The organism is Candidatus Obscuribacterales bacterium (assembly GCA_036703605.1).
Classification (GTDB): domain Bacteria; phylum Cyanobacteriota; class Cyanobacteriia; order RECH01; family RECH01; genus RECH01.
The window spans coordinates 1-16,763 of sequence record DATNRH010000861.1 but is presented as its reverse complement, the minus strand read 5'-3'; the positions used below and the strand labels follow the sequence as shown (position 1 = coordinate 16,763).

Annotated in this window: 17 protein-coding genes; 12 read left to right on the top strand and 5 right to left on the bottom strand. The window is 53.7% G+C overall.

All coding sequences use genetic code 11. The annotated features are described in order from the left end of the window. On the top strand, positions 1–548 hold a 548-nt coding region (locus tag V6D20_17835), incomplete at its 5' end, for a L,D-transpeptidase family protein (protein HEY9817644.1). Positions 549–698: 150 nt separating this feature from the next. Here the strand turns inward: V6D20_17835 and V6D20_17830 are convergent. Further along, positions 699–2,111: an amidohydrolase gene (locus V6D20_17830; GenBank protein HEY9817643.1), complete on the bottom strand. Its 1,413-nt coding sequence runs from the start codon at positions 2,109–2,111 to the stop codon at positions 699–701. A 118-nt stretch (positions 2,112–2,229) separates the two neighbouring features. Here V6D20_17830 and V6D20_17825 point away from each other — a divergent pair, with 118 nt between their 5' ends. The 3 genes from V6D20_17825 to V6D20_17815 all read left to right on the top strand — a co-directional run bounded on the left by V6D20_17825 (position 2,230) and on the right by V6D20_17815 (position 3,763). Beyond that, positions 2,230–2,376 (top strand): hypothetical protein, encoded by a 147-nt coding sequence (locus V6D20_17825; protein ID HEY9817642.1) that lies wholly within the window; start codon positions 2,230–2,232, stop codon positions 2,374–2,376. 67 nt (positions 2,377–2,443) lie between these two features. Next, positions 2,444–3,040 (top strand): peroxiredoxin, encoded by a 597-nt coding sequence (locus tag V6D20_17820; GenBank protein ID HEY9817641.1) that lies wholly within the window; start codon positions 2,444–2,446, stop codon positions 3,038–3,040. Positions 3,041–3,178: 138 nt separating this feature from the next. Next, positions 3,179–3,763, top strand: a complete 585-nt coding sequence (locus tag V6D20_17815; GenBank protein HEY9817640.1) for a redoxin domain-containing protein — start codon at positions 3,179–3,181, stop codon at positions 3,761–3,763. Here the strand turns inward: V6D20_17815 and V6D20_17810 are convergent. Then, complete coding sequence (locus V6D20_17810; protein HEY9817639.1) at positions 3,741–4,283, bottom strand: NUDIX domain-containing protein; 543 nt, start codon at positions 4,281–4,283, stop codon at positions 3,741–3,743. The genes V6D20_17815 and V6D20_17810 overlap by 23 nt on opposite strands. Before the next feature lie 2,011 nt (positions 4,284–6,294). Here V6D20_17810 and thrC point away from each other — a divergent pair. From thrC to V6D20_17780, 6 genes are all read left to right on the top strand, one after another. Continuing rightward, positions 6,295–7,596 carry a threonine synthase gene (thrC, locus tag V6D20_17805; protein HEY9817638.1) on the top strand — a complete coding sequence of 434 codons (1,302 nt, stop codon included), beginning with the start codon at positions 6,295–6,297 and terminating at the stop codon, positions 7,594–7,596. Between the two features lie 74 nt (positions 7,597–7,670). After that, the gene (locus tag V6D20_17800) at positions 7,671–7,946 is read left to right on the top strand and encodes a ubiquitin-like small modifier protein 1 (GenBank protein ID HEY9817637.1); all 276 of its coding nucleotides are present in this window, start codon (positions 7,671–7,673) and stop codon (positions 7,944–7,946) included. Between the two features lie 249 nt (positions 7,947–8,195). Next, on the top strand, positions 8,196–8,960 hold the full coding sequence (locus V6D20_17795) for a sucrose-phosphate phosphatase (protein HEY9817636.1): 765 nt from the start codon (positions 8,196–8,198) through the stop codon (positions 8,958–8,960). Then, positions 8,953–9,582: a Holliday junction branch migration protein RuvA gene (ruvA, locus tag V6D20_17790; GenBank protein ID HEY9817635.1), complete on the top strand. Its 630-nt coding sequence runs from the start codon at positions 8,953–8,955 to the stop codon at positions 9,580–9,582. Before V6D20_17795 ends, ruvA begins: the two co-directional genes overlap by 8 nt. Before the next feature lie 98 nt (positions 9,583–9,680). Further along, the gene (gene rpsO / locus V6D20_17785; protein HEY9817634.1) at positions 9,681–9,950 is read left to right on the top strand and encodes a 30S ribosomal protein S15; all 270 of its coding nucleotides are present in this window, start codon (positions 9,681–9,683) and stop codon (positions 9,948–9,950) included. 5 nt (positions 9,951–9,955) lie between these two features. Continuing rightward, complete coding sequence (locus V6D20_17780) at positions 9,956–10,432, top strand: PAM68 family protein (GenBank protein HEY9817633.1); 477 nt, start codon at positions 9,956–9,958, stop codon at positions 10,430–10,432. A 131-nt stretch (positions 10,433–10,563) separates the two neighbouring features. Here V6D20_17780 and nei read toward each other — a convergent pair whose 3' ends face one another. The 3 genes from nei to fabI are packed head-to-tail and all read right to left on the bottom strand — an operon-like array spanning position 10,564 to position 12,865. After that, positions 10,564–11,388, bottom strand: coding sequence for an endonuclease VIII (gene nei, locus V6D20_17775; GenBank protein HEY9817632.1), 825 nt, complete (start codon positions 11,386–11,388; stop codon positions 10,564–10,566). Between the two features lie 11 nt (positions 11,389–11,399). Further along, positions 11,400–12,041, bottom strand: coding sequence for an imidazoleglycerol-phosphate dehydratase HisB (gene hisB / locus V6D20_17770; GenBank protein HEY9817631.1), 642 nt, complete (start codon positions 12,039–12,041; stop codon positions 11,400–11,402). A 47-nt stretch (positions 12,042–12,088) separates the two neighbouring features. Beyond that, on the bottom strand, positions 12,089–12,865 hold the full coding sequence (gene fabI / locus V6D20_17765) for an enoyl-ACP reductase FabI (protein ID HEY9817630.1): 777 nt from the start codon (positions 12,863–12,865) through the stop codon (positions 12,089–12,091). A 548-nt stretch (positions 12,866–13,413) separates the two neighbouring features. Between fabI and ntcA the strand changes: the two genes are divergently transcribed. Together ntcA and V6D20_17755 are read left to right on the top strand one after the other, a co-directional pair. Beyond that, on the top strand, positions 13,414–14,085 hold the full coding sequence (ntcA, locus tag V6D20_17760) for a global nitrogen regulator NtcA (protein ID HEY9817629.1): 672 nt from the start codon (positions 13,414–13,416) through the stop codon (positions 14,083–14,085). 374 nt (positions 14,086–14,459) lie between these two features. Then, on the top strand, positions 14,460–16,763 hold a 2,304-nt coding region (locus V6D20_17755; protein HEY9817628.1), incomplete at its 3' end, for an AAA family ATPase.

Sequence of the window (16,763 nt, the reverse complement as noted above, 5' to 3'; positions counted from 1 at the left end):
GATCTAGCCCGGTTGTGACGGATGACGCCACGGTCGCCTCCTCCCCTTCTCTGATTGAGGCCGGTCAAGATGCTTGGCGCGCCATGCTGCAGCCTCCCCTCGCTGCTCCAGCCCAGGTGAGTCCGTCAGACGAGGTGGTTGCTATGGCGGCTCGTCATCTTCCTAAGTTTTTGGTTGTTAGCCTCAGCGATCGCCAGGTGCGCTTGCAGATGGGGGATGAGGTGCTAGCCACCTACCCGGTGGCCATTGGTAAAGATGGCTGGGAGACGCCCGCTGGTGAGTTTTACGTGACCCACATGATGGAAAATCCTGCATGGCGGCATCCGGTTACCAGAGAGTTGATTGATCCAGGCCCAGATAGCCCCATTGGCACCCGTTGGATCGAGTTTTGGCGCGAAGACAAAAATGCCTTTGGATTCCATGGCACCAATGAAGCTGACTTGATTGGTGAAGCCGTCTCCCACGGTTGCTTGCGGATGCACAATGAGGACGTGGAAGCTCTTTATGCCAGCGTGTATCCAGGAATGCCGGTGACGGTGGTTCCCTGATCAACCTCAGCGGTTTCCATCATCTAGGCATAACGTCAGTTCGGGTTAAGGGAATTTTTCATCTTGTTGTATGAACGAATCTAGCTCTCAGCCCACGAGAGAATGAGGTTTTCAGCTTATCCCGAACTTAGGTTAGGCATGGGACATGTCTCAAAGATCCATGACAGCTCGGTAGCGGGTTTCAAACTCGCTGGCCATGGCTGAGGTACGGTTGGTGGCCCATTCGCTGTGGTTGAACAGGTCTTGTCGGAGAGTTTTGACGTTGACCTGGGTGGGTTGCCCATCAGCCACCACCTGACGTCCATTCACCCAAACGCTAGACACCGCTTGGGTGGGTCGTCCTAAAATCAACAGCCCTGCCGGATCGGTGCGGGGCAGAAGGGACAGGCTGGTGAGGTCATAGAGCACAAAATCTGCTTGCTTGCCCACCTCTAGGGAGCCGATCTGATCCTGCAGGGCTAGACCGGTTGCACCACCAAGGGAGGCCATGGCGATCGCTTCCCTGGGGGTGATCCAATGGCGGTAGTCTAAATCGGTGGGGTTGTGCAGAATGGTGCCGATTTTGATCGCTTCAAGGAGATCTTGGGAGTCATTGCTGGCAGAACCATCGCAGCCGAAGGTGACATTGATGCCGGCTTGGCGATATTTCAACACCGGGGCAATGCCACTGCCCAAACGTAGATTGCTTAGAGGGTTATGAACGACGGTGGATCGAGTGGTGGCAAGATACTGAATGTCTTCATCCTCAAGCCATACACAGTGAGCCAGGGACGTGCGATCGCCCAAGAAACCCAGATCGTGCAGATGCTTGGCGGCGCTGCAGCCATATTTTTCATGGGCCAGCATGTTTTGGGCGCGGGTTTCTAGCAGGTGGGTGTGGCGACAAAGCTGGTAGCGATCGCTGAGGTCTACGCACCCTTCAAACAGTGCATCGGAGCATAGCTGCGGCCCTGTAGGAGCGGTCATGATGTGGATGCCCTCATCAGGACGATGGTAGTCTTGCACCAGTTCTTCCATCAATTGCAGCAGCTCAGGTGTGCCGTGGTAGTGCGGTGCGAAGTCTACCGATGTGCCGCCGGTGGGCAAACTCGCCCCTAGGGCCTGATCTTGAATCAGGGGACCGACGAAGGCGCGAATGCCGGCCTCTCGATAGCCTTGAATGGCGGCCTTGACAGATTCTTTCTCTAGCCCCGGAATAATCACCAAGTGATCGACCACGGTGGTGCCGCCGGAGAGCAAGGTTTCGACGGCGGTGCCGAGGGCGCTTAAGTAGATTTGGTGAGGCTTGAGGGGGGTAAACTCATAGAGTTCAGCGATCCAAAGCTCTAGGGGGTAGGGTGGGATAATCCCCCGCTGCCACATTTCCGAGGAGTGGGTGTGGGCGTTGACAAAACCAGGCAACAACAGCTTGTGTTTGCCATCAACTAACCTGCCCATGGGCGCAAGATTGGGAGCGATCGCCACGATGGAAGATGCGCCTTCGTCAGATACGGCGACCTGAACATCAACCGTTTGATATCCTTGGCTATCAAGGATGAGAACATTCTGGATCGTAAAATTCACAGGTTTCTAGATGCGGGTATACGGATACAAGATACAACGCTAACAAACGCTTAAGTCTTTAGCCTAATCCGTTTCGCGTCAGGGTTTCCTGCTATTACAGCTCCGAAGGTAATGGCTGATGTATCCCTCGGATCCGGCTCGTCCAGACTTTACTCAAAATCGTTATGACTATGATATATTTGTAACGGTTCGTAACGTTTGCGTCGTGGTCTACCGGGGCGATCGCCAAGGTTCTGGGGAGCCGTCTCAGTGTTGGGATTGCTAGGATGAAAACACTGGCAGTCCTGTTTAGCAAGCGATGATGCACGTTCAGATTCAAGGAGATTAACGATATGACGGAAGGATGCCTTCGAGTTGGTCAGCCGGCACCGGACTTCACCGCAACAGCCGTAATCGATCAAGAGTTTAAGACTATTAAGCTTTCTGATTACAAGGGGAAATACGTTGTTTTGTTTTTCTATCCCCTAGACTTTACCTTTGTCTGTCCGACTGAAATCACTGCATTCAGCGATCGCTACGATGAGTTCAAGACGCTCAACACGGAAGTTCTTGGCGTTTCGGTGGATAGCGAATTTTCTCACCTCGCCTGGATTCAGAGCGATCGCAAATCGGGGGGGGTGGGTGACCTCAACTATCCGCTGGTTTCTGATATCAAAAAGGAAATTAGCCTAGCCTACAACGTCCTCGAACCGGATGCCGGTGTGGCCCTGCGAGGTCTGTTCCTCATCGATAAAGACGGTGTGATTCAGCATTCCACCATCAACAACCTGTCCTTTGGTCGTAGCGTAGACGAAACGCTACGGACGCTCCAAGCCATTCAATATGTGCAAAGTCACCCCGATGAAGTCTGCCCCGCAGGCTGGCAGCCGGGCGAAAAAACCATGACGCCTGATCCGGTGAAATCGAAGGAATTCTTCGCCGCTGTGTAGTCCAGCCCTTAGAGTTTGACGCTGTTTGACATTGTAGACATGCATTCTTCCTCTGCCTCCCCCAGCCATTGCCTTTGCCCTAGGGTATGTAAGGTGCGCTAGGGTGAGGGAGAGGATATTTTTTGGGTCGTTATCCCTATGGCGCTGCTGACGTCTACAGACTTTCGCGGGTTAGTCAATCGTCGATTTTTCAAGAACCTGTGGCCGTTACCTGCATCCAACCGTATCCAGGTTGGCAGTTTGGTGCCACCGTTTGAACTGCCGGAAGTGGGCAGCGATCGCACCCTGCGCTTGGCCGACTATACCCACCAGGCCCCTGCCGATGCTACCCACCGCCTGACGCTGCTCTACTTCACGCGCATTTTTACGGCAAAGCAATACTGTCCTCTCTGCTTTCCCCATATCGTGGCGGTGAACCAGATGGCCGAAGCCTGGGCTCGCCAAGGGGTAGCCCTGTTGATGATCACCAGCACCGATCCACAGCAAAGCCAACAGGTACAGCAGGATTTGGGGCTAACTATGCCCTTGTTGAGCGATCCAGCCTGCCGTGTTTTTCGGACTTACCACGTGGGGCAAGCGCTGGGCGCTCCCCTGCCCGCCCAGTTTTTGATCGATCGCCAAGGACGGCTGCTCTTTCGCCATTTATTTTCTTTCTTGGAGCCCAATGCCAGTATCGAGCGTCTCCAGCAGGCGATCGCCCTTAGACTGGACAAACCTGATTAAGATAGGCTCCCACGGCTTGGCGAATAGAAGGAAAGGCAATCTTGTCCATCGCCAATGTATCGCGGTGGATCCATGCTACCTGTGCCACATCATCAGCGGCTTCTAGGTAGGGGCGATCGCTTAAGGCGAGGGTGTAAATCAAATCGGTGGTTTGATACACAATCCCTCGATAGGGATAGACATTGGGAAAAGACGCAAAGTATCTGGGTTGAACGCCAGTGAGCCCTAATTCTTCCTGGAGTTCCCGAGCTAAGGCCTGCTCTGCCGTTTCCTGCGGATCTACAAATCCACCGGGAAGATCCAGCAGCCCTTTGCCCGGTGCTGTCCCGCGTACCGCCATTAGCAGGTGGCGATCGCATTCAACAATCACCGCCACCGCAGCTGATGGATTTAAAAAGAGGACAAACTCACAGCTAGGGCAGTGATACGACTTGGGCGAATTAGGTGCAAAGGTCGGCTGTCCACAGGCAGGACAATATCGCATCAAGGGAGACGGTGTTGAAAATTCTGTCGCTTCCATCCATGGTGTGCTCAACCCATATCACGAGCATCTTATCTTAAACCCTAAGTCATCGTTGTAGTTCTTGTAGCGGGTTACGCTTTGGGGAGATCTACCCTAGGTAGTTCCGTGAGCAAGGATAGCTCAAGGGACTGCATCGGTGTCCATGGCTGGAACTGGGGAATCTACCCTACGGCAAACCCCTCATTCCAGGCCGGGACGAGGGGCTAGATGCCGGGAGAACAGCTTGAGTCGTTCAAGGGCTGTTCTTAGCAGATATGGATTGGAGCTTGTGCACGTTAGGGTATGGGCAGCGGTGAACAGGGTAGGGTCAATAGCTCGGGCAGCGATCGCTATGCAAGGAAGGCTTCGTGCCGTAGGAATGCGCGCTTCAGAGACCCAGGAATGGTGATCAGAGATGCTGTATCAAGGATTGGATAGTTGTTTTAGCAGGACGACCCTAAAGGATGGCAGATGATGATACGGCTGTTGATTAGCGGGTGGGAGAGGTCTAGCACGCTTCAACAAGTTCACTCGGTAGTGGCAGTGAGGTGGAAACGGATACTATCTCGACGGAGTGATGATAGCCCATGACAACGGCAGTGAGATTGGGCATTTCTTGGCGGCAGTGAGGGCAAAACCAGTAGACACCACCTCGGCGGGCATGACGGAGAAGAGGTTCAGAGCAGCAGGGACAAGTATTCATAAACGTATTTAACCTTTCTGAGTGCGTGTAAATGAGCGTGACAGCCACTAAATTATGTGTTTAAGGCGGGCATGGACTAAAACTGGTTTGATGTTCGTAAAGTATCTAGCTTTAATCCTGTCAGAACTTAGGGTGCTCCACAATTCGGTAAGCTACCTAATTTCTGGGTAGTTCTCCCTTCTCTTTTCATCAAGGTATGTAAAGATGTGAGATTAATTTTCGATTAAGGCTTTATGGGAGTAGAAGAACTCTAAAAAAACGAAGAAACGAAATTATCATTTTTCTAGATGATTCTCTATCTTTTGCGATCTCTACTACCTACAGTGTAGACAAAATATGAGAGACTTACACCCTCAGTTTGAAGAGGTGAAAACTGGGATCAGCCTATTCCTGCCTAGATTTGAGCGTATCAGACAAGCTTTATAGAATTAAAAATTTACGATCGCATATTTTCGATATGTAACAAAATAGATCGGTAGTGAGCTTTACAATAGGGTGTCAATTCTCAGTAATGTATAAAAGACACGCTCATAAAAGTTCTGGAAAATGAAATATTCGCTACCGTTTATGGGTGTAAAAAAAGATGAAGGCGATCGCATAATGTCATCTTGAATACCTAATAAAAAGCTACGAAATAAAATGGTACAGGCTCAGAATTTTCTAACGATTGTGAAGCGAGAATCGATTTAATTGCAATCGCTTAATGTGGGACTTAAAAACGCGAGTTCGACGACGAAGATGCCGCGCCAGCGAGCCTAAATTGGGACAAGGTGGATGCCCTAGGTCAGCAGAGCTGACCGATGCAGTAGTCTATCGATGCAGTAATCTCAGGTCTTCTGTGGTTGTCGCTGGTTGGCGAACCTTTTGCTTGATGGTTGCTTGATCGACTTGATTGACTGACCCATCTTTTTGCGTAGGCTAGGTTGGGCAACGGAAAACCCAGCACCAGCTCAAATGCCGTTGGGTTAGCGTCAGCGCAGCCTACAAGAGAACCGGGATTCCAGGATTTTTGTTTGATTGACGGACAAAAATCTCTGATGTTTTCTGATGTTTTTTGAGCCTGAACTTAGAGGAGCCTCGCTTGTAAGGGCTGGAACCCTTGATGGCAATTGTTTTGCTTAATCCCGACTTAAAAAGTCGGCTTTGTTTGACGGTGATTTTTCCCCGTGATACTATCGGGTCTAGTCTGGTGAAGTCAGCTCACTGGATCGCCCATCTCATCTGACGTAGAGCGATCGCTCCCAGGTATTCCCTACCTTTGTGACTCCCGGATGTGAATGCTGACCCATCTAAACTTTTCGACCCTAGTACTCAACGAGAATTTTCATGACTCAGGCACCACCCCGTTCTACCCGCTCCACGGCCATCAAAGCACTTCGCTGTAAAGAATGTGGCACAGAATATGACCTCAAGGCGTTGCATGTTTGCGAAGATGTTTGTTTCGGCCCTCTAGAAGTTACCTACGACTACGAATTTCTCCGCCGCACCGTTACGCGGGAGACGATTCAAGCCGGCCCCAACTCCATCTGGCGCTACCGCGACTTTTTGCCGGTCACCTCAGATAATCCAATTGATGTGGGCACGGGGATGACGCCGCTGCTGCAGGCAAATCGCTTGGCTCGTCGTCTAGGTCTTAAGCGTCTCTATATTAAAAATGACGCGGTCAATATGCCGACCCTGAGCTTCAAGGATCGGGTGGTTTCCGTGGCGCTGACCCGGGCCCGGGAGCTAGGATTCTCCACCGTATCCTGCGCTAGCACCGGCAATCTGGCCAACTCCACGGCGGCGATCGCTGCCCATGCAGGCCTAGACTGCTGTGTATTTATTCCTTCCGATCTAGAAGCCGGCAAAGTGCTGGGTACTCTGATTTACAACCCCACGGTCATGGCGGTGAAAGGTAACTACGACCAAGTCAATCGCCTCTGTTCTGAAGTGGCCAACACCCAAGGCTGGGGCTTCGTGAACATCAACCTACGTCCCTACTATTCCGAGGGTTCCAAGACCCTGGGCTATGAAGTGGCAGAACAACTCGGCTGGCAGTTGCCGGATCACATCGTTGCGCCGCTGGCATCGGGCTCTCTGTTCACCAAGATCTACAAGGGTTTCCAAGAGTTCATTAATGTGGGCTTAGTAGACGACAAAGCAGTGCGGTTTAGCGGTGCTCAAGCCGTGGGCTGCTCTCCCATTGCCCAAGCCTTTGAAGAAGGACGGGACTTCATCAATCCTGTAAAACCCAGCACCATTGCTAAGTCCATCGCGATTGGCAATCCTGCGGATGGTGTGTATGCTCTGGAAGTAGCGCGGAAGACCAACGGCAACATTGAGTCGGTCACCGATGAAGAAATCATCGACGGTATTCGCCTGCTGGCAGAAACCGAAGGTGTGTTCACGGAAACTGCTGGCGGTACCACCATTGCTGTACTCAAGAAGCTGGTAGAAGCTGGCAAGATTGACCCTGAAGAGACCACCGTTGCCTACATTACTGGCAATGGTCTCAAGACTCAGGAAGCTGTCCAGGGCTGTGTGGGCGAACCCTTCACCATCGAGCCGAAGCTAGAAAGCTTTGAGCGTGCTCTAGAGCGATCGCGCACCCTGGATCGCTTGGAGTGGCAGCAAGTTTTGGTCTAGACCAGTCTTAGACTAGGTTAGTCCGACGTTTAATGTTCAAGCAATTCACAGGAACGATTCACATTCACGAAATTATGGCTGTTAAGGTACTGATTCCAACTCCGCTCCAAAAATTTACCCGCGATCAAGCCACCATTGAATGCAGTGGCGGTACGATTACCGAATTGCTTGATGCTCTGGAGCAAGCCTATCCTGGCATTCGGGCGCGGCTCTGTGATGACCAAGGCCAATTGCGGCGCTTCATCAATTTCTACGTCAATAGCGAAGATATTCGCTTCCTAGATGGGGCTGGTACAGCCCTGAAGGATGGCGATGAAGTCAGCATTGTGCCAGCGGTGGCGGGCGGCTAATCGAGCCTCCCCAAACGTTCTCGTGTACTAGGAAGCGTCGCTGTCAACAGACAGGGGCGCTTTTTTTATGCTCCGAGTTCATGTGTTGCCCTGGTGTGATCGGCGGTTTACACTTCAAGGAGCAGGGTTTTGCGGTGATTGTGCGGTGATTTTGATCGGAGGGAGAAACGTTGGGGTAACCGCTTGACCGCAGCGCCTCGCTTTCGTAACGTAGCTCTTGAGACATAGTTGTTGCGTTGAGGAAGTCTGGTGTCTCCCTTTTTGTTCATCACGGATTTAGATGGAACCTTGGTCGGTGATCCTGTAGCCTTGGCTCGTTTGAATCATTGCCTGGCTCGGCATCGCGATCGCTACGGCACTATCCTGGTCTATTCCACGGGGCGATCGCCCACCCGGTATGACCAACTCACCCGTGAGGTGGCGCTGCTGGAGCCGGATGTGCGGGTGTTGGCTGTGGGCACTGAGATTTATACCGGCAAGAGTTCCACCCCGGATCCAGCTTGGGTCGAGCATCTTAACCAAGGTTGGGAGCGTCATCAGGTAGCAGCGATCGCCGCCCGCTATCCTGAGTTAACACCCCAGCCGGCTTCAGAACAATTGCTCTATAAGCTGAGCTATTGTGTTGAACCCGAGGAGGGCGATCGCCTGCTGCCGTTGCTCCAATCTGCTTTTCAGCAGGCGGGGTTGGCGGTGCAGGTGGTCTACAGCAGTGGTGTGGATCTAGATCTGCTGCCGCGCCACGGCAATAAAGGGGCGGCGGTGCAGTTTTTGCAGCAGATGTTCCAGATGCCACCGGAGCGCACAGTGGTCTGCGGTGATTCGGGGAATGACCTGGCCATGTATGAGCATGCTGAGGCAAAGGGCATTATTGTTGGCAATGCGAAGCCAGAGTTAATTACCTGGCATCATCACCATCCATCCAGCGATCGCTTTCTCGCCGATCGCCCCTGTGCCGGTGGTATTCTGCAAGGACTCCACCATTTTGGCTTTTTAGATCCCACTCTGAATGATTAGCTACCTCACGGGCACCGTCGCTGCCCTGCAAGCCCTGCCCAATAACCGCTGGCTGCTGATTTTGGAGGTGAACCACATTGGCTATGAGCTACAAATTCTGCCGCGTAGCCTCAGCACCTTCACCATCGGCGCATCGACGCAGGTGTTCACCCATCTGCACTGGCGCGATGATCAGCAGAGCTTTTTTGGCTTTCTCTCGCCGGCAGAGCGCGATTTATTTCGTCAACTGATTGCCGTGAGCGGCATTGGCCCTCAGCTTGCCCTGGCGCTGCTAGATACCCTAGGCATTCAAGATCTGATACAGGCGATCGTGTCCAGCAATATTCGCATGCTGTCCCGCACGCCCGGTGTGGGGGCAAAAACAGCGGAGCGGATTTCCTTGGAATTGCGCAGTAAATTAGCCGAATGGCGACATCAATCGGGGCTGATGACCAGTGCTCCCGATGCAGCGCCTGTGCCTGCCGTGCAGGAAGATGTGGAAATTACCCTGATGGCCCTGGGCTACAGTACCCAAGAAATTATGGAAGCTCTGCGAACCGTGGGGCAATATTCCACGCTGTCGAAAAGTACGGATGTAGAGCTGTGGATTCGGGAAGCGATCGCCTGGCTGAGCCGAGACTAGCTAGGTCTGAGTCATGCCGCTGAGGTACCCTTCCGACAGCATGACCCGCTATGATATGATGAGTAGCTTCGACTGCGTTGATAGAGAACAGACGACCCATGGCTTTGTTGCAAGAGCAAAAACAAAAGATTATCACCGACTTCCAAGTCCACGAAACCGATACCGGATCGGCTGATGTACAGGTGGCCATGCTCACCGAGCGCATTAACCAGCTCAGTGCCCACCTTAAAGTCAACAAGAAGGATCACTCCTCCCGGCGTGGCTTGCTGAAAATTATTGGTCAGCGGAAACGGCTCCTCGCCTATATTCTCAAGCATGATCAAGAACGCTATCGTGCCCTGATTACCCGTCTTGGCATTCGCGGTTAAGCGCCATGGGGTCTAAGTCAAACGACAAATCGACCGACGCCGATCGCCTTCCGTTTGAGCCGTCTAGCAACCGCAAAAAGACGGAGAAAAAGCCTGCCCCGGCTGCGACTAGCCGCCCTGCCTCGTCTTCATCGGCTGCGAAGCGATCGCCCAGCGCCAACTCCATGGCCATCCCCGAGGTGGTCAGCCGCCGCATGATTCGACGCATGGCGCTTTTTTGCGGTGTGCCGACGGTGCTGGGGATTTCTACCTTTATTGTCAGCTATGTTGTCGTAACCCAGGAGCTCTTTAAGCTGCCTCCAACAGCGGTGCTGCTGGTCAGTTTAGGGTTCTTCGGTCTAGGCGTTGTGGGATTGAGCTATGGGGTGCTATCGGCATCCTGGGATGAAGACTCGGCGGGCAGTCGCTTGGGCTGGGGTGAGTTTCGCCTCAATCTTGGACGCATGACCGAGGCCTGGCGTAGTTCTAAAAAGTCTTCCTAGCTATTCGGCGATTAGACTGCGGCGATGAGATGATGAAACGTGCTTGAATCTCATGGCTCGACTTCTTTGCCATAATGTTCATAGATCTGTTCTCAGCACCTAATGGGTTGGGAGCAGATTTTGCTGTGAACTTACGGACTAGGCTGGCAGGTAGGGCAAGCATAATATCGCCGTCCTCCGGCTATGTCTTTCACAAGGCTGGTGCCGCAGGTATAGCAGGGTTTACCACTGCGGGCAAACACATAGTGGCGATAGTCGCGGTGGGCATGGCCTTGCTGCTTGAGGTGCTGGGCTCGCTCTACGTCGTTGGTGATGCCGCCGGTTTCGTAGGAGCGGCGGGAGAGGGCGATCGCTGCCTCCGCTAGCCGATACAGGGCATCCTCGGGGCAATCCATGGGACGATGGCTGGGATGCAGTCCCGCTAAGAACAGGACTTCGCTTCTTAGGTAGTTGCCCAACCCACAGAGAAAATGCTGGTCGAGCAGGAGAGAGCCCAAGCGCCGTCGCCGAAATTTGGCATCAAGGAGGCGATCGCACACCTGCTCAATGGTGGTGTTGGCATCCAGCACATCGGGCCCTAGCTTACTGAGGAAGGGGTGCTCATCGATCTCGTGGTCGGTGAGCACCTCAATGTCTGAGGCGCTGTAGAGCAGCGCGGATTTTTTGGCGGTGTGAATGGCCAGGCGAAGCTGGCGTTTCGTATCGGGAAAGGCATAGGCGCGTCGAATCATCCACACCCCATACAACTGGTTGTGGCTATAAATTGAAAGCTGATGGTCGAACCGGAGGAGAATTGCCTTGCCCTTGGTCTGTACGTCTGTAATCTGTTGGCGGGCAAGGGATTCAGCGTAGGGCTTGAGGCGATCGAAGGCAAAAAATAGGTCTTGAATTGGTTGGTTGACCACGGCAGCAGCGATCGCATCCGCTGCCCGGCGAATTTCTGGCCCTTCTGGCATACGTGCTGGCCCTACAGAACACCCTTGGAGCTGGGAATTAAATGCGCCCGGCGGGGATCGATTTCTAGGGCCATGCGCATGGCGCGGGCGAAGGCTTTGAAGGTGGCTTCGATGATGTGATGGGAGTTGATGCCATCCAGTTGGCGAATGTGTAGCGTCATTTGGCTGTGGTTGACTACGGCAACGAAGAACTCTCGCACGAGTTGGGTGTCGTAGCTGCCGACGCGTTGGGTGGGAATCTCTAGACCATAGCTGAGGTGGGGGCGTCCAGAAAAATCAAGGCTCACCTGCACCAAGGCCTCATCGAGGGGGGCGATGAAATGGCCAAACCGGACAATACCCTTGCGATCGCCTAAGGCCTGGTGCAGCGCCTGCCCGAAGGTAATGCCCACATCTTCATTGGTGTGGTGATCATCAATTTCAATGTCGCCCTGAGCTTGAATATCCAGATCCAGCAGTCCATGGGACGAGATCTGATGCAGCATATGGTCAAGGAAGGGAATGCCCGTATCCACGTTGGCGATCCCTTGCCCATCGACATTGACACTGACGTGAACCTGGGTTTCCTGCGTTGCCCGATTCACCGACGCGGTGCGTAAGGGAAACTCTAGCCCCCCAGATTCTTCCAACTGTTGGCGATCGCGTGTTTGCATATCCCTATCCCTGTGTAACGATTGAACCGAACTGGTGCAGCTCCTGCCTACATGCCCATAATCTCGTAGCCTGCATCAACGTAGAGTACCTGTCCTGTCATTCCACTGGACAGATCGCTACAGAGGAAGGCGGCGGTATTGCCTACTTCGGTTTGGGTGACGGTGCGTCGCAGGGGTGCGATTTCTTCCACGTGGTGGATCATGTCGAGGATGCCGCCGATCGCCGATGAAGCTAGGGTGCGAATCGGGCCGGCTGAAATAGCATTAACGCGGATATTCTGAGGGCCAAGCTCTGCTGCAAGGTACCGCACACTCATCTCTAGAGCCGCCTTGGCTACCCCCATTACATTATAGTTGGGTATCACCTTGACGCCGCCTAGGTAGGTGAGGGTGACGATGCTCCCTCCCTCGCTCATCAGTGCCGCGGCCCCTTGGCTAAGCTTGACCAAGGAGTAGGTGCTGATATCCAACGCCGTGGTGAACCCTGCACGGGACGTTTGGCTAAAGTTGCCGGTGAGGTCATCTCGTCGGGCAAAAGCTAGGCAGTGGATCAAAATGTCGATCTTGCCCCATTGCTCTTGCACCGTTTGAAACAGCGTCTCAATTTGTTCGTCATCTTGGACGTTACAGGGCAGGAATAAGCTGGGTTTCAGGGGTTCAACCAGCTCAGCCACCTTGGTTTCCATCCGACCCTTATCGTCTGGGAGATAGGTGATGCCGAGGTTTGCACCCGCTTGATGCAGTTGCTGAGCGATGCCCCAGGCAATGGAACGATTGTTGGCAATGCCGGTTACGAGGGCATTTTTTCCGGTCAGGTTCAGCATGACAGTTGATTCACAGCGTTAAAGATTCCAGGTGGCGACAGCAGGGATGGGAGAGGCAGCCAAGGATTTCGCAATGCTGCTCCCACGTCACGTCATAACGTTAGTTTGCTTGGCCCAAACTGAGGAACGGGCTGGATGCGATCGCCATTAGGAGAATACTGAAAAATGGGGACATAAAGATAGAGGACAACCCCAAGAATTGCTCGGTGAACGGTTGGCAAATTTGGGCTGGGGTTAGCACAAGACAGGTGTGGTGTGGAGGCAGTTATAAGCGCTACATGTAGTGTATAGGCTGATACCTAAGGGATGCTTAGCCTTGCTAGTCCTAGCGATCGCCCTCCCTCCCTTGTTAAACTCCATGCCTTCTTTATCAAAGACTCAAAAAATATGTAGCATGGAGCACAAAAAAGCACCCATAAGTTAAGTTTTAGTGATGTAAGGTCAGAGTTTAGTTGCAAAATCTGGTTTAGCCGATTCACAAACGTGCTTAGGCGACTTGCTCGAACAGTGAACGAGAACTCTTTAGGAGATTGGGTAGGGCGAGGGCTATGGTAGTAACGCAAGACAAGCCGTTGGCAAATGTATTCCGCCAGATCAGCGGAGGTGCATTTCCACCGATGGTCGAGACCTTTGAACGTGGCAAAACAATCTTTTTCCCAGGAGACCCGGCGGAGCGCGTCTACTTCTTGCTCAGTGGAGCGGTCAAGCTCTCCCGAGTCTACGAAGCGGGCGAAGAAATCACCGTGGCGTTGCTTCGGGAAAATAGTGTATTTGGAGTACTGTCGCTGATTACGGGACATCGTTCCGATCGCTTCTACCATGCCGTGGCTTTCACGCCGGTGGAACTGCTGTCGTTGCCGATCGACCAGGTTGAGAAAGCCTTTCACGAAAATCCTGAACTCTCGATGATTATGTTGCGGGGGTTGTCATCTCGGATCTTGCAAACCGAAATGATGATCGAGACCCTGGCCCATCGAGATATGGGATCGCGGTTGGTCAGCTTTTTGCTGATTCTCTGCCGTGACTTTGGCGTTCCTAGTCAAGAAGGCATCACCATTGACCTAAAGCTATCTCACCAAGCGATCGCTGAGGCCATTGGCTCAACCAGGGTAACCGTGACCCGACTGCTGGGAGACCTGCGTCAAGAGGGTATGATCTCCATTCACAAAAAACGGATTACGGTGCATAATCCCGTTGCCCTCAGTCAGCAGTTTACCTAGAGCCGATCTAGATACTGCCATGGGTTTGCGCAAATCTCCGGTTTTGGGCTAATCCTGCTGCTAGGGGTCAGGCAACATCGAAGATTTGCGCCTTCCGAAGATGTGTCCTCGGAACCTTTCCATGTGGGTTTAGCTGCTGCAAACCTGAGCGCTCCATTTGACTTCTAGGGAGAGCGTTGGAGAAATACGCTACATTTAGCGTTAATTTCCAATCATTGCCTATAATTCGACTACGTCATCCATGGCTATTGCGGCAATCCTAGGTGGATATCAACCCAGTGCATTAGGATTGAGGCACAGTGGTTGATTTCTCCATGGGCCATACCTCCATGGATGTAGTATATTTGTACTGAAGCGCATCGCGGCAATCCCTAGTGTTCATTAAGCGGGTTGAACTCTCTCACTTCAAGTCCTTTGGCGGGACGACGGCAGTCCCGTTGCTGCCTGGGTTCACCGTTGTTTCTGGCCCCAATGGGTCGGGAAAGTCCAATATCTTGGATGCGCTGCTGTTTGCCCTAGGCCTGTCTGGTTCCAAGGGGATGCGGGCAGAGCGACTACCAGATTTGGTCAACCAAAATCATTCGAGCCGCAGTCGCTCTACGGTGGAAGCTAGTGTCACCGTGACGTTTCAGATGGAGCCGGAGGATGCTGTGGGGGGAAGGGCGATCGCTTCTCCACCACCATCATCTCCTGAAGCTCCCGACGAGGTGCCTGACGAGTTGGGGGACATGCCAGAAGAGCAGGGGCTTGATCCAGATTTTAATGGGTCAAATCTCAATGGGGCAGATCTCAATGGACATGGGCCGCCCGAGACGCCTCCTGCTCCTGAGCCAGATCGCTACGCCTTTGAGGATGAGCCCGATCCGCTGCTGCAGGAAATTTTGGCTACGGGGGAATGGAGGGTGACCCGGAAGCTGCGGGTGACGCCCCAGGGTACCTACACCTCCAACTACTACATCAACGATCAGCCCTGTACCCTCACCCAGCTTCACGACCACCTGCACCGCTTTCACGTGTATCCCGAAGGCTACAACGTTGTTCTACAGGGGGACGTCACCAGCATTATTTCCATGAATCCTCGGGAACGCCGCGAGATTATTGACGAGCTGGCAGGGGTGGCTGCGTTCGATCGCAAAATTATTCAAGCGACGGGTAAGCTGGATGCGGTGAAGGAACGGGAGGAGCAGTTTCGCATCGTGGAACGGGAGTTGATTGCCCAGCGCGATCGCCTGGCCCAGGATCGAATCAAAGCGGAGAAGTACCAGGCTCTGCGAGCGGAGTTTCAGGATAAAAGTCAGTGGGAGGCCGTGCTCCACTGGCGCGATCGCCAACGGCAGGCGGAGCAGCTCCAACAGCAGCTTGAAGCCAGCCATCAAGCCCTAGCTGACTACAGCACCCAGCTTCAGGTTCTGGCAGTGGATATTGCCCAGGCGACAGAGGCTTTGGAGGAGTTGAACCGGCGGGTGAAAGCCCTGGGGGAAGATGAGCAGCTAGGACTACAGGCGACTCTCGCAACGCGGCAGGCAGAGTTGCGGCAGCTTCAGCGCCAAGAGCAAGCGTTGATCACGGCCAGCCAAGAGACAGCCACGCAACTGGGCCGTACCCAACGGGAGTTGCATGACTATCGTCAAGCTCTGCAGGCTCTCCAGGCAGATCAGCAAGTTCTCGATACGCAAGAGTTGGTGCAGCTACGGCAAGCTCGGGATGCTGCCCAGCAAACCCTAGAGGCGAGTCGTGAGTCAGCCCAGGCGATCGCCTCGGCGTCGGCCGCCTGGATTCAACAGCAAACGGAGTTGCGGCACCGGATTGAATCGCGGCTGCAGGAACTAGAGCCAGGGCGGCGCGAGCAGGCAACGCTACAGGAACGGGTGCATCAGCTCCAGCAAAAAATTCAAGAGCATCGGCAAACCCTAGAGGCGATCGCTGGCGATCTGGCCGAGCACCAGCAGCAGCAGACCAGTCTACAAACCGAACACCAACAGCAGCGCCAGCAGGTGCAGCAGCGGGCCCAGGCTTTGAGCGCTACCGAGGCTCAACTGAAGCTGCAGCAGGAGACTAGCGATCGCCTGCTGCGAGAGCAGCGGGATAAACAACGCCAGCTCGATCGCCTAGAAGCCCAAGTGCAGGCTATGCAGGATGCCCATGGAACGGGAGCCACGCGCCTGCTCACCCAGGCTAACTTGCCGGGGATCTGCGGGCTGGTGGCCCAGCTCGGTCGAGTGGAAGCAGAGTATCAACTGGCGCTGGAAATTGCTGCTGGTGGTCGCTTGGGGCATCTGGTGGTGGAAGATGATGGAATAGCCGCAGCGGGTATTGAACTGCTCAAGCAAAAGCGGGCTGGGCGGGCGACTTTCTTGCCATTGAACAAAATCCGTGCGTCGCGACTATCGCCGATCAATCCTGCCCAACAGCCGCGAGGCTTTATTGACTATGCCAGTCGGCTGATTGACTGTGACGATCGCTATCGGGTGGTGTTTGCCCATGTGTTTGGCAATACCGTGGTCTTCTCGAACCTTCAGGATGCCCGCCCCCACATTGGTCGGTACCGCATCGTCACGTTGGATGGAGAATTGCTCGATGCTAGCGGTGCCATGACCGGGGGCAGTACGTCCAGCCGCCAAGGATCTCTGCATTTTGGGGTGGGGGAAACGGGAGAATCGGCGGAGGTGACGGGCCTA